This window comes from Viridibacillus sp. FSL H8-0110 (assembly GCF_038003565.1).
Lineage (GTDB): Bacteria > Bacillota > Bacilli > Bacillales_A > Planococcaceae > Viridibacillus > Viridibacillus arenosi.
In genome coordinates this window covers 3,150,136-3,163,459 of record NZ_JBBOPJ010000001.1, presented here as the reverse complement: position 1 = coordinate 3,163,459, position 13,324 = coordinate 3,150,136, and the positions used below count along the sequence as shown (strand labels likewise).

Below are 13,324 nucleotides of genomic sequence, written 5' to 3'. Positions count from 1 at the left end.
AGGAGTTATAGAACAGTGTTTTTCATTCAAATGTCTGGATTTCCTGGATCAGGTAAATCCACACTTGCGCAAGCTATTGCAAAGCGTACTGGTGCGATTATAGTAGATCATGACATTATCAAATCAGCCTTATTAGCGAGTTGTAAAGAAATATTAGATAGAAAAACATCAGGTTCTATTTCTTATGAAATGGATTGGCAGCTAATAGATTATTATCTTGGGCTAGGCAATAGTGTGATTTTTGATAGTCCATGCTTATATGATGAAATGATTGATAGAGGTCTTTCACTACAGAAAAAGCATAATGTAACTTATAAGTATGTGGAGTGCTTACTAAATGATTTTGAAGAAATTAATCATCGGTTAGCTTCAAGAAATCGTAAGATGAGTCAGATCGCTTCTATAAATTCAAAAGAGGATTTTTTATATACAATTCAAAATAGTAAGAAGCCAGAAGAAATAAACTGTTTAAAGATAGATACTTCATACCCTTTAGAATCTTATATTGATCAGGTAATCGATTATATTCAGAATGATCATATTGAAATCTTTTGAATAAGAGTGAGATATAAGTGATTTTAAATGGAAGATATGGTGTGCTTTCGTTATGGATTGCTTCTTGGATAGTAAGTTTTTGGTTAGGTATTAAAGGTGTAAAATCAAAAGAAAGTAGACCCTTAAAATATTTTGGTATGAGTGCTATTTCAATTGTTGTGCTAGGTTGTTTATTAATCATTGTATTAGTGGGCATTCGCGGTTTTGGTGCATAAATTATTTGAGGGTAAGTATTGACTATTTTGACAGGATGAAAAAGTAACGTAATAACGAGAAAAACGCACCCCTAAGAGTGCGTAATATTATTAAATTCCCATAATATTATAGCCACCATCAATATAAATCGTTTCGCCAGTGACGCCACGAGATAAATGACTAAGCATAACAATTGTCATATCAGCTACTTCAGCTTGTGTAACATTACGTTTTAACGGTGCGCTTTCTTCAATACGGTTTAAAATTTTGTTGAATGAAGGTACGCCTTTTGCTGCTAAAGTTTTAATCGCACCAGCTGAAATCGCATTAACACGAATATTATCAGCACCGATATCCGCTGCTAAATATCTTACAGATGCTTCTAGGGCAGCTTTAGCTACACCCATAACATTGTATCCTTCTAAGACACGTTCAGCTCCAAGATAACTCATTGTTACAATTGAACCGCCTTCAGTCATATAAGGATGTGCAGCTTTTGCAGCTGCAATTAGTGAATAGGCACTTGTGTCTTGTGCAAAAGCATAGCCATCACGGGAAGTTTCAAGGAAACGGTTTTTTAAATCCTCTGCGTTTGCAAATGCAACTGAATGTACGATACCATGAATTGTACCAACTTTAGCACCAATTGTATCGAAAGCAGCTTTAATACTTTCATCACTATTCACATCACATTGGATGAAAGTAGCCTCTTGGCCTTCATAACCTGCCATTAACTTTTCCAATTTCATTAAAGAGCGTTCTTTTCGATAAGTAAAGATGACGTTAGCGCCGACGTCGAAAAGAGATTTTGCGATTCCCCATGCAATGCTACGATCATTTGCCACGCCCATTACGACGATATTTTTATTTTTTAATTGTAGTAAGTTCTCCATAATAGCCTCCTGTATATAGTTACTATTAGTACCTGATACTAAAATTCTACCTTAAATTAGTAGTTAATGCAACTAGTGATTTAGCTACTTTGTATAACCACATAGTTGACAACCAAACCATTCCAATATATAGTAAATGTAGCTATTTTGTAATACAAAATAGTGTTTTATTTATATAGCTATCTTGTCATGCAATGTACTGTACTGAGGGGTGTTGAATAGGGTGTCTATAAGAAGTCAATTGCTAAAAGGCATATTAGATGGCTGCGTATTGGCAGTAATTGAAAATGAAGTTGTCTATGGCTACGAGCTATCAAAAAAGCTACAAACAATAGGCTTATCTGATGTCAGTGAAGGCACAATTTATCCAGTTCTTCTACGGCTTCAAAAGAATGAATTAATTACAGGAGAAATGAGACCTTCAGATTATGGCCCTAATCGTAAATATTATAAACTTACAACAGCGGGCAAAGAAGCATTAGATGATATTCGATCTGAATGGCTTGGTATTTCTGATGCTGTAGGAAAACTAATGAAAGAGAAGGGTTAGTAAGTAAGGATTAATTCTATATCTTATAAAATTCTAAGTGGTGTGAACGACTACCGAGAGGGGATAAGCGGAAATGGTTATAGTGAAGAAGTTAATAGCAGATAATAATGAAAAACGTAAGCTATTAACGAAAGAAAATGAAATCTATTTTGATAAATTAATTGTCTATATTAGAGCGCATTTATTACTCTCTGAACGTCAATCAGAGGAAGTATTAACAGAGATCCTCGACCATTTATTATTAGCTCAAGCGGAAGGGAAAACAGCAAGTGATGTGTTTGGTTCTAATCCAAAATTGTACGCTGAAGAAATAGTGGAGGCATTGCTCAAAGAAAAGAAGGGAAGTCTTGTTACTTTCGGTGTCGAAATTTTATGTGACATAATTGGTTGGTTCATTATTATTGGAGCTATTGGTCGCTATTTAACAAAATCAGATCAGATTTATTTATATTCATCTATAATAAATGTCGTTGCAGTTGTTGCAATAGGCTCAGGCTTACTTTATCTAATATTGAAGCAGTTAAAACAAAGTGCATTTGAAGAAAAAATGTCGAAAAGAACTATCGTTAAATCAGGAGTTTTGGGAGTAGTAACTTTTGGCTTGTTTATAGCTATTCTTTACCTTACTGATGAGCTAGGTCCCCTTGTTAATATTACTTGGTTTACTCAGCTAGGTGCAGGATCTGCATTATTACTTATTAGTTATTTAATGAAACGTGATCGGACGAAAAGTTATTAAAAAAACTGCAGAAGCAATTCTGCAGTTTTTTCTCTATTCGTAATGAAATACATTTATAAGCAATTCAGATGATACCATACCTAACATAATAGCTATAAAGATGAATATGATTTCGCTCACATCGTAATCAAATGACATTAGAGGACCAGCCTCTGAAAATATCTTAATATATACAAAGATAAAGATAAAAAAGGTGGATAGTGCAAATTTTATCAGTCCTATGAGTAAGTTTTTCAAAGTATCAGCCCCTTGAACTTAAATAGTTTTAATGTAAATTACTATTTGCCAAAAAATAAAGAAAATAAATTATAATTCGAATAATGGCAGGACAACTTTTACTCAATATACGGATAAGTTGTGCAACATATGACTACAACAAAAAAAGACTATTTCCACTTAGTGAAAATAGTCTCTGTACTTTAATACTATTCGTATTTTAATGCATCGCCTTCGAATGACTCGTCAGCTACTTTAATTGAATCAGTAGGACATCCTTCGAATGCATCTTGCATATCTTCCATTAGATCATCTGGAACTTCTTCAGTTCCCATGTTATCATCTAGAATAACGAAGGCAATACCCTCGTCGTCATAATCATAAATATCTGGTGCAGCAGCGCCGCAAGCACCACATGCAATACATGTATCTTTATCAACAATGGTAAATTTCGCCATGCTTCTCTCTCCTTTTTACAATCGCTCCTAATTAGCTTCCTTTTCATTCTAAAGTGCTTTTCAACACATTTCAACCAAAATTACTTATTCATGGGGGAAATCGCATTGTACATACAACAAATTTTGTTACAGATTTTTCATAAATTTGGAGGTGAACGCTCCGTTTCAGCGGGTTTTCATTTGCTAAAAGGAAAACGTTCAGGACAAACAATTCAAGATGTAGGAAATTTTAATCTCCATTCTTTTTTCGGCTTAACACCTAAACTCACAAAAGAAATATATATGGAGTATGCAGAACAACTAATTGACTTAGGCTATGCTACATATAGAGATGAACAGTATTTTATACTAACAAATACCGGTTTAGAGGTACTTGGAAAAAGTAAACCTATGTATTTTAATGGCTGGTATTATCGAGGGAATGAGCATATCTTTTTCAAAAGATTATCATTAGTCGTACAATCATTGTCATATTCAGTACAGGAAATAAAATCGTTTGCTCCAATCCAAAAAGATGAAGATATTCAATTATGGGTAAAAAAATTTTTAGTAAAAAATAATTATAAATCAGACATGTTTTATCATGCTATGAGAGTTGAAATCTCAGATTCTCTTAATAAGTTGGATGTTGAAGATTCCTCATTAAATCTTTTACTCTATCGTTTAAGTGGATTTAATACACCTGGCTGGACGTGGCAACAGCTTGCTAGGGAACAAAATCGTTCTTTGTTAGATATTCAACTAGCTTATATAGAAGCACTGCATATGTGGTTAGATACTTTATATGAAGAGCCCAAGCACTATTTGTCACAACTTGCTGAAGGAGTACGTATTGAACAACTCTTAACAGAGTCATCTCAAAAGACTGCAAACTTATTTCAACAAGGTTTTACGTTAGAACAAATTGCTACGATGCGTCGTTTGAAAGAAAGTACGATTGAAGATCATTTCGTAGAGATGGCGATGACTATGTCGCAGTTTCCACTTGAACAATTTGTTGAGTCTCAAAATGTTGAGGCAATTGTACATGCTGTAAAACAAGTAAATAGTAAAAAATTAAAAGTATTGCGTGATGTTGTTCCTGAACTTTCTTATTTCCAAATCAGGCTCATTCTTGCGGCGAAAGGAGAAATGTGAAATGACAAATTTGGAGAAGCTATTACAACAACATTTTGGTTATTCAACATTTCGCTCTGGTCAAAAGGAAGTAATAGAAGCACTCATTGAAAGTCAAGATGTGATTGCTCTATTACCAACTGGAATGGGAAAGTCGCTCTGTTATCAATTACCTGGTTATATATTAAATAAACCGATATTAATCATTTCTCCATTGTTATCGTTAATGCAAGATCAAGTAGAGCAATTAAAACGATATGGAGAAAAGCGTGTTGTAGCATTAAATTCATTTTTGCAAATGTCTGAGAAACGAAATGTATTACAGCATTTACAGCAATATCGATTCATTTTTACATCACCGGAAATGTTGATGAATCCACAAGTACAAGGCGCACTTCGTGAAATGCAGTTAGGACTAATTGTTGTAGATGAAGCGCATTGTATTTCACAATGGGGGTTTGATTTTAGACCAGATTATTTAAAAATTACTGACTGGCTAGATGATACGAAACGCCCACCGATTTTAGCATTAAGTGCTACTGCAACAGAGCAAGTTGTAAAAGATATGAAGAATTATTTGCATATGAGAGAGCCATTTGAATATATTCATTCTGTGGACCGTTTCAATTTACACTATGATGTAGTACAACTTGAAAACACCGCTGAAAAAGCCCCATGGATAGTGGATCATGTCTTAAAAACTTGTGGTCCAGGGATCATATATACACAGTCCCGTAAAAAAACGGGTGTCTATGCTGAGCAACTTTTAGCTAATGGTATTCGAGCAGCAGCATATCATGCGGGGATGGAGGCAGAAGATCGACAATTTATCCAACAGCAATTTTTGGCTGGGCAGCTCGAATGGATTTGTGCAACTAACGCTTTTGGTATGGGAGTTCACAAAGATAATGTTCGTCAAATCATTCACGATCATATACCATCTACTGTAGCCAACTATATGCAAGAGGTAGGGCGTGCAGGACGTGATGGACAGGAAGCACTGTCAATATTGCTTTATGTTCCAAATGATGAGGATATGACGAAATTTATCGTCACAGAAGATTTACCTCAGCAACGCCATGTCGAACAGTATGTAGCATACATGCAGCAAGGTGGAAACCCAGCAATTATGCTAGATCAACATCAAATAAGTGAAACTGGGTTTCGTGTACTTTCTTATTGGATGCAAAGTTTGATGCCAGAAGAAGTGCAACAAAAGCTTACTGCAATTCGTTTTAGTAAAGTTCATCAAGTAGACGAAATGAAGGAACTTGTAACAGCAGAGAAATGTATACGTGAGCAGCTACTACATTATTTCGGGCAGTCATTAGAAAAAAAACCTGCTCATTGCTGCCATTATTGCGGAATAGAAATTGCTGCAATTTTGAAGAGAAGGAAGCATTTAGAAATAGAGGGAAATATAGGCTCTTGGGAAGAGAGATTGACTGCTTTATTGCCGAATCTTTAACAGAACGTACATTTACTTTTATGTTTTATTTCGTCATAATATAGAATAGTACTAGTGAAAAAGGAGTGGTTAAGATGGCTCAAAAGGATTATCGCGAAAAAATAGAAGAGCATCGTCAAACCATTAAGTTAAAGCTCGATTCTGAGAATAACGAAAACCCTTCGAGAATGACCCGTAGTCAGCTTCATGGTAATAATAATAAGAAAAAGAAACGACGTATTAATCCATTACCAACGATTTTAGCCGTTATCTTTATATCAATTCCTATATCCATCCTTATTTATGTTGGTTTTTTCTATGACAAGGGTGGTAATGAAGAAACGGAATTAGAAAAAGACCATGTGAAATTTGAAACCAATACAAAAGCAAATACACAAGCAAAAGCTGAAGAAAAAGCGGAAGACAAGAAGGAAAAAGAAAAAGTTAAAGAAGAAAAGACAGCAAATAAAGAAAAAGTGGATACATCCACAAAGAAGGATGACAATGCAGTGGTAGAACCTCCAAAGGATACTGTTACAACGACTCCAAATAATAACGGACAGACTACTGAAACCAATACAACCTCACCTGATGAAGCCTATCAACAAGCGCAGGTGAGTGGTCGTTTACATACTGTTCAAACAGGGGATACACTTTATAACATAGCCATGAAGTATTACGGTAGTATAGATGGCATTGCGAAGATTAAACAAGCAAATGGCTTGACTAGTGATAATGTTGTAGTTGGATCGAGCTTGGCGATCCCACAATAACTATGGTTATAAAATTGAATAGATATCTGAAAAGATTGGTAAAGTGGAATGATTCTAAAGAATACCTAGTACTCTTATCTTCCTAACATTGTGGTTGTTTCATTATTCACCAACATTCTATTGCAGACAGTGACGTTTTAATCATTGTCTGCTTTTTTTGTCGAATGCTATATTCGTATTTTAGTAAAGCAGGTATATTTGGAAGCGTGTCGAATCAATTTAGTATGAAATTTATTTATTTGATAAATGTAGGTCAAATGAAAGTGGTTCGAAAGTAATGAATGATTGAGGGATATTTAATTTACAAATAGCCAGGTTTTGAATAAGGAGGCTAGAAATGTTAAGGCTTATAGATGACTTAGCTGGTGCTATCTATGATTTCTTTAAGTTTATTTTAACAAGCATTTCTTACATTGTTACAGGTATGTTGATTGTTGGAATACCACTTTATATAATTGCAACAGTACTTGAATGGTTTCTTTAACTGGTTGCTTTTCTATAATCAAATGGATACGCTTTTTCTTACTTCAAGTTGTGGTGACTATCGTTATTTTAATACTATCTTGATGGTATCACATTTTTCATTGCTACTTAACAGCGACTTGAGCGAGGGCGTTTTCCCGAGTGAGCATATGGAGCGGAAAGGCGTTGACAATTCGAATAACCAACAGTAAAACTGAGCTGATTCTACCTATTTGTAGAGCCAGCTCTATTTTTGTAGAAAAAAGCAGTTAAATTTAACATAACCTTGTCGAAAAAAGTGCAAGAACCAAGAAATATTTAATGGATGAGCGTATAATAGAGATGATAAAAGAGTATACAGTGTCACATCTCCATGTTTGTAGGAGATGTTTATTTATGAGGAGTGAAGGTTCATGCGTCAAATAGATGCAATTATCGTAGGTGGCGGCCCATGTGGTTTAGCAGCAGCGATTTCATTACAAGAAATTGGGTTACAACCAATAGTGATTGAAAAAGGAAATATTGTAAATGCCATTTACAATTATCCAACACATCAAACATTCTTTAGTTCAAGTGAAAAGTTGGCCATTGGAGATGTACCATTTATCATTGAACAGCCTAAACCGAAACGAAATCAGGCTTTAGTATATTACCGTGAAGTAGTAAAACGTAAAAAATTTCAAATTAATCGCTTTGAAACGGTTCTTAATGTAACACCAAACAGCGGTACATTCGAAGTTAACACAGATAAAGATCAATATATAACTCCATATGTCATTATCGCAACGGGTTATTATGATCATCCAAATTACATGGGGATTGAAGGGGAAGAACTACCTAAAGTTCATCACTATTTTAAAGAAGCTCACCCCTATTTTGATACAGATGTATTAGTAGTTGGTGGGAAAAACTCTTCAATTGATGCTGCATTAGCTCTTCATAAAGCGGGTGCTCATGTAACAGTTGTTTACAGAGGTGCAGAATACTCACCAAGTATTAAACCGTGGGTACTGCCAGACTTCGACGCCCTTGTGCGTAATGGTGAAATAGAAATGATGTTTGAGACTAATGTTATTGCCTTCAAGGAAGATGAAGTTATCCTATCAAAAGAAGGCAAAGAATTTGCAGTAAAAAACGATTTTGTCTTTGCTATGACAGGTTACCATCCAGATCATGATTTCATTCGAGCAATGGGCGTTACAGTTGACAGTGAAACAGGACGCCCAACATTTAATCCAGAGACAATGGAAACGAATGTTCCTGGCCTATTTATCGCAGGTGTTATTGCTGCAGGTAATAATGCAAATGAAATCTTTATAGAAAATGGTCGCTTCCACGGTGACCAAATTGCCAGCTATATAAAAGAGAAATAAAAAAAGCTGTCTCACTAGTCTTTTTGACTTAGAGACAGCTTTTACTATATTTGGTATATGGAATTCGTAATTAGGTTTAAAGGTAATATTTTTGAGGAGAAAATAAGAAAATCAATACCTTCAGTTATTACAATAATTACTCTGAAAAAGAGCCAGTCAAACTATTAAAGAAGGAGACTGGCTCTTTTTATATGGCTTTTTCCTCTAGAGCTAACCTCACCCCAATAAAGACGAGCATTACACCTGTTGTTTTGTTAAATATATTTTGAACGACTGGTTTCATAAACCATTTTCGAATAATGTTTAATACATAGACAACAATGATAAACCATACAATTGCTAAAGCCATTAATATTGCTGCAAGAATACATAATTGAAAAATAATATTACCATTCGTATTTATAAATTGAGGCATTAGTGTCATATATACAATTAAGGTTTTTGGATTGAGTAAATCAGTTAGTATTCCTTGGTAAAAACATGATTTATGCGCCTTATTGGAATACTCAGTAGTTCCAACTTCATTTTCTTTACCAGATAACTCAATTGGTGAGGAGCCTTTTGATAGCCAAGCTTTGATTCCCATCCATACTAAATAAGCAGCCCCTAAATACTTAATTAAATTAAATAAAAATAATGATTTCGCTACAATCGCAGCTAAGCCTAATACAGCGATTAGTGTCCAAACAAATAAGGCTGCTACAATACCTAATGTCGTAAAATGACCTGCTTTTTTACCGTATAAAATAGTGTTTTTGATAACCAATAATAAATCTACTCCTGGGACCATTACTAATAACGCAGATATAAGAACGAACATGAAGATGTTTTCCATATGACCCCCCCCTTTGTATAAATATGAAATATATATCATGTTAGCATTACTAATCTACCGCTGCAAAGTATAGTTTTTTTAAATAGTGGAGCTGAGGATTGGAGAATGATCGCAAAAAGCTCTTGGAAGCAACTTATTAATAGGCTGTAAATCAAAAAACTAAGTATAGTAAAGAGCAACTAGTTCTTAAGTAAGACAAAAATAAAAGCGTTTTCAAAATGTTTATTAATGTTAGTGTATAATTTCGCACAATTTCATCTCAAAAATATAAAAATAATTAAGAGAATATATTTTAGTAAGTAAAAAATATAAAAGGATGTGTATTAAGGTGGATAGCAAAAACATTATTCAAGAGTTTGATAAAACACAGACCCAGTTAAAAATAATTCAAGAGATAAATGGAATTAGTTTAGCCCTTAATAATAATTTATGGTTAAGAGGGGGGTGGGCTATAGATTTTTTACTTGGGAGGATTATTCGACCACACTCTGATATTGATTTTGTTACATGGATACAATATCGAGAACAGTTGGAAAAAGCCCTTGAACATGCGGGCTTTCAGATAATCTCAGTTAGCGAGTTTCAAACTGATTTTATAAAAAATGATGTTGATGTGAGTATAGTATTCGTAAAGCGTTCAGAAGATGGGGACATTATAGCAAATGGTTTTCCAGATTGGGTATGGAGGTCTGATGCTTTATCTACTAAATTTTATAAATTACAGGGTGTATCAGTTTGTGTGTTGAGTCCACACCAATTACTTGAAGAAAAGAAAATTCATGAATTAGGAACAGGAAGAAAACTTAGACAAAAAGATATCGAGAGTATGAAAATAATTCAACAGATTATAAATGAAGTAAATTAAAGGGAATTGAAAGTTAGTTCATCAAAATTAGAACTAATAATATTGAGAAAGCTTTAAAAAATATATGGTCTATCCAAAGGGTTATATCATCCAAAAAGAACTAAATGAAAAATCAAGAATGCTGTTAAATCAACATTCTTGATTTTCAAAAGGGATCGTCAATGAGTAGAAATCAGATTTATTAGTCAGCTCGCTTTTATTTAAATATTTTTGTTAAAGATAAAAGTGAAAAATTCATTAAAAGAAATGTGCAACTTCAATAGGGGAATGCACTTGATTTAAGCCGATTAAAAGTTTAAGACGAGCTTTTTGGCCACTAATCCCTGGAGCATAAATGACACCCATATCCTCAAGCATTTTGCCGCCACCTTCATAACCATAAACGCCTTGTGCAATGCCGTTAAAACAGCGTGAAACTAAAACAACTGGGATTTGATGATCGAGCAGTGCTTTAATGCCAGTTACGACAGCGGGTGGAACGTTTCCTTGGCCTAAGCCTTCTAATACAACACCATGGTAACCACTATCTATTGATGACAATAAAAGGTCAGCTTCCATTCCTGCATAAACTTTGAATAAGGCGACCTTTTTTTCAATTGAAGAAACTTCTACATATTGTTTTTGCAAAGGAGCATGGTGAAAATGAATCATTGTTTTAGTAATAAGTCCAAGTGGCCCATACTGTGGACTTTGGAAAGTACCAACATTCGAAGTAGAAGTTTTTGTAACATTAGCAGCTGCATGAATTTCATCATTCATAACAACTAGTACACCTTTATTTTTTGCATCCTCGGAAACGGCTACTCTCATTGCTTCAACTAAATTATAAACCCCGTCAGCCCCTAATTCATTAGAAGAGCGCATAGCTCCTGTTAAGACAATAGGAATTTCTAAATTCGTTGTTAAATCAAGAAAATAAGCTGTTTCCTCTAAAGTATCAGTACCGTGAGTAATGACAACACCATTAATTTCTTGCTTACTGATTGCTTCTAAAATGAGATTTTTCAATTTGAGCATTTCTATAGGCGTCATATGTGGAGAAGGTAAATTAAAAGCATCTAATTCTATAATATCAGCATACTGTCTTAGTTTTTTACTTTCTACGATTAATGGATTAGTTTCTTTTGGAACAACAGCACCTGACTCTTCGTTTACATGCATTGATATCGTTCCACCAGTATGTATTAATAAAATTGTTTTTTTCATGACAAATCCTCCTTGGATTACTTTTGCTATGTGTTATGAATGGTATAATAAATAGACATAGATTGAAAGGAGCAACTACATGTTTATCCTATTAACAGTGGCGATTGCTCCTGGCCTCGCGCTGTTTAGCTTTTTTTACCTACGCAATCAGATGGCTACGGAGCCTCGGAGAACATTGTTCCATACATTTATATATGGCGCAATCTTAACGTTCCCTATTCTATTTTTACAGTATGTTTTTCAAGAAGAGCAGATTTTTTCGAATCCGATCTTGGAAAATGTCGTCTTTACTGGAGTCGTTGAAGAATTTTTTAAATGGTTGATATTAATGATTGCCATTTACCATCATGTAGAGTTTGATGACCCATATGATGGGGTTTTATATGGAGTCGCCATTTCATTAGGTTTTGCGACAGTAGAAAATATTTTATACTTACTTTCATACGGTGTAAACACGGCATTTTTACGTGCGTTAATGCCAGTTTCTAGCCATGCATTATTTGGTGTCGTCATGGGTTACTATTTAGGGAAATCAAAGTTTTCTAAGAAAGAACAAGTAAATGAATATATCGTAGTTGCATTATGTGCACCTATTATACTTCACAATGCATACAATTTAATCTTCTTTTTACAAGATCATTGGTCTTATTTAATGATTCCTTTTATGTTGTTTTTATGGTGGTTTGGACTAAGAAAAGTAAAACAAGCACACAATCACTTAATTCAACACCTATATGCTCAAAAAAAAATATAAATGCCGAGAGAAATCTTCTACTTCTCTTGGCATTTTTTTATGGGGTTTTGTATAAAAAACGTAGATTGAGACATTCTACGAAAAAGGAGGCTCACAATCAATGAGACTTTTTAAAGTACTTCTCATCATACTTATGACTTTCACTATTTTCGCAATGAACGATGTGCATCGCGGAGAAGCATTTTCTAATCAAGTGATTGCAAGGGGAGCAAATGGCGATGATGTAATTGAATTGCAAGCAAGATTGCAATATATCGGTTTTTATACCGGGAAAATTGATGGTAAGTTTGGTTATGGTACGTATTGGGCCTTAAGAAACTTCCAAGAAAAGTATGGGTTGAAAGTAGATGGTGTCGCTGGTACAACCACGAAGAAAAAATTAGCTGCAGCTTCAAATTATAATAAAGAATTTGTAATGGAGCAGTTAAATAAGGGGAATCGATTTACACATTATGGTGGTAAACCACTAGATCAGCAAGTTCAACAGGGAACAGGTACACAATCTAATACACAACTACCAACTAAATATTCAGATCAAGATTTGAAACTAATGGCAAATGCGGTTTACGGTGAAGCCAGAGGTGAGCCATACGAAGGTCAAGTTGCTGTAGCAGCTGTTATTTTAAATCGATTAGATAGTCCAGAATTTCCAAACACGATTTCAGGTATTATTTTCCAACCTAGAGCTTTTACTGCAGTTGCTGATGGTCAGATTTGGCTGACACCTAATGATCGTGCAATGGAAGCAGTAATTGATGCGATGAACGGTTGGGATCCTACTGAAAATGCGCTCTATTATTTTAATCCAAAAACAGCTACTAGTGAATGGATTTGGACAAGGCAGCAAATCAAAACAATAGGTCAGCATATTTTTTGCTTATAGGAGG

General features: G+C 34.5%; 16 protein-coding genes. 12 read left to right on the top strand and 4 right to left on the bottom strand.

The window, feature by feature from the left end; all coding sequences use genetic code 11:
- The first annotated feature begins 15 nt into the window (after positions 1-15).
- Together MHH98_RS15840 and MHH98_RS15835 are read left to right on the top strand one after the other, a co-directional pair.
- Positions 16-555, top strand: a complete 540-nt coding sequence (locus tag MHH98_RS15840) for an AAA family ATPase (RefSeq protein ID WP_038190817.1) — start codon at positions 16-18, stop codon at positions 553-555.
- 41 nt (positions 556-596) lie between these two features.
- A complete protein-coding gene (locus MHH98_RS15835) occupies positions 597-770 on the top strand; it encodes a hypothetical protein (RefSeq protein WP_340713232.1) in 174 nt (57 codons plus the stop codon).
- A gap of 90 nt (positions 771-860) precedes the next feature.
- On the opposite strand, the gene MHH98_RS15830 is transcribed toward MHH98_RS15835, so the two are convergent.
- The gene (locus tag MHH98_RS15830; protein WP_038190811.1) at positions 861-1,643 is read right to left on the bottom strand and encodes an enoyl-ACP reductase FabI; all 783 of its coding nucleotides are present in this window, start codon (positions 1,641-1,643) and stop codon (positions 861-863) included.
- A gap of 223 nt (positions 1,644-1,866) precedes the next feature.
- Here MHH98_RS15830 and MHH98_RS15825 point away from each other — a divergent pair, with 223 nt between their 5' ends.
- Together MHH98_RS15825 and MHH98_RS15820 are read left to right on the top strand one after the other, a co-directional pair.
- A complete protein-coding gene (locus MHH98_RS15825; RefSeq protein WP_038190809.1) occupies positions 1,867-2,193 on the top strand; it encodes a PadR family transcriptional regulator in 327 nt (108 codons plus the stop codon).
- Between the two features lie 73 nt (positions 2,194-2,266).
- Positions 2,267-2,932 carry a DUF1129 family protein gene (locus MHH98_RS15820; RefSeq protein WP_340713230.1) on the top strand — a complete coding sequence of 222 codons (666 nt, stop codon included), beginning with the start codon at positions 2,267-2,269 and terminating at the stop codon, positions 2,930-2,932.
- A gap of 425 nt (positions 2,933-3,357) precedes the next feature.
- On the opposite strand, the gene MHH98_RS15815 is transcribed toward MHH98_RS15820, so the two are convergent.
- Positions 3,358-3,606: a ferredoxin gene (locus MHH98_RS15815; protein WP_038190800.1), complete on the bottom strand. Its 249-nt coding sequence runs from the start codon at positions 3,604-3,606 to the stop codon at positions 3,358-3,360.
- 105 nt (positions 3,607-3,711) lie between these two features.
- Here MHH98_RS15815 and MHH98_RS15810 point away from each other — a divergent pair, with 105 nt between their 5' ends.
- The 5 genes from MHH98_RS15810 to MHH98_RS15790 all read left to right on the top strand — a co-directional run bounded on the left by MHH98_RS15810 (position 3,712) and on the right by MHH98_RS15790 (position 8,777).
- Complete coding sequence (locus MHH98_RS15810) at positions 3,712-4,743, top strand: helix-turn-helix domain-containing protein (RefSeq protein WP_162148723.1); 1,032 nt, start codon at positions 3,712-3,714, stop codon at positions 4,741-4,743.
- Between the two features lies 1 nt (position 4,744).
- Positions 4,745-6,190 carry a RecQ family ATP-dependent DNA helicase gene (locus tag MHH98_RS15805; protein ID WP_340713228.1) on the top strand — a complete coding sequence of 482 codons (1,446 nt, stop codon included), beginning with the start codon at positions 4,745-4,747 and terminating at the stop codon, positions 6,188-6,190.
- Positions 6,191-6,264: 74 nt separating this feature from the next.
- A complete protein-coding gene (locus tag MHH98_RS15800) occupies positions 6,265-6,942 on the top strand; it encodes a LysM peptidoglycan-binding domain-containing protein (protein ID WP_340713227.1) in 678 nt (225 codons plus the stop codon).
- 337 nt (positions 6,943-7,279) lie between these two features.
- A complete protein-coding gene (locus MHH98_RS15795) occupies positions 7,280-7,426 on the top strand; it encodes a hypothetical protein (protein WP_164491936.1) in 147 nt (48 codons plus the stop codon).
- 391 nt (positions 7,427-7,817) lie between these two features.
- Positions 7,818-8,777 (top strand): YpdA family putative bacillithiol disulfide reductase, encoded by a 960-nt coding sequence (locus tag MHH98_RS15790; protein ID WP_340713224.1) that lies wholly within the window; start codon positions 7,818-7,820, stop codon positions 8,775-8,777.
- Between the two features lie 187 nt (positions 8,778-8,964).
- On the opposite strand, the gene MHH98_RS15785 is transcribed toward MHH98_RS15790, so the two are convergent.
- Entirely contained in the window at positions 8,965-9,612 is a 648-nt protein-coding gene (locus MHH98_RS15785) for a LysE family translocator (protein ID WP_076065200.1), read from the bottom strand.
- 328 nt (positions 9,613-9,940) lie between these two features.
- On the opposite strand from MHH98_RS15785, the gene MHH98_RS15780 reads away from it, so the two are divergent.
- Positions 9,941-10,477, top strand: a complete 537-nt coding sequence (locus MHH98_RS15780; protein ID WP_081730156.1) for a nucleotidyltransferase domain-containing protein — start codon at positions 9,941-9,943, stop codon at positions 10,475-10,477.
- 237 nt (positions 10,478-10,714) lie between these two features.
- Here MHH98_RS15780 and MHH98_RS15775 read toward each other — a convergent pair whose 3' ends face one another.
- Positions 10,715-11,683: an asparaginase gene (locus MHH98_RS15775; RefSeq protein ID WP_038190776.1), complete on the bottom strand. Its 969-nt coding sequence runs from the start codon at positions 11,681-11,683 to the stop codon at positions 10,715-10,717.
- Positions 11,684-11,762: 79 nt separating this feature from the next.
- Here MHH98_RS15775 and prsW point away from each other — a divergent pair, with 79 nt between their 5' ends.
- The gene (prsW, locus tag MHH98_RS15770; RefSeq protein WP_038190769.1) at positions 11,763-12,437 is read left to right on the top strand and encodes a glutamic-type intramembrane protease PrsW; all 675 of its coding nucleotides are present in this window, start codon (positions 11,763-11,765) and stop codon (positions 12,435-12,437) included.
- A 100-nt stretch (positions 12,438-12,537) separates the two neighbouring features.
- Positions 12,538-13,320: a spore cortex-lytic enzyme gene (sleB, locus tag MHH98_RS15765; protein ID WP_038190765.1), complete on the top strand. Its 783-nt coding sequence runs from the start codon at positions 12,538-12,540 to the stop codon at positions 13,318-13,320.
- Positions 13,321-13,324: the final 4 nt, after the last annotated feature.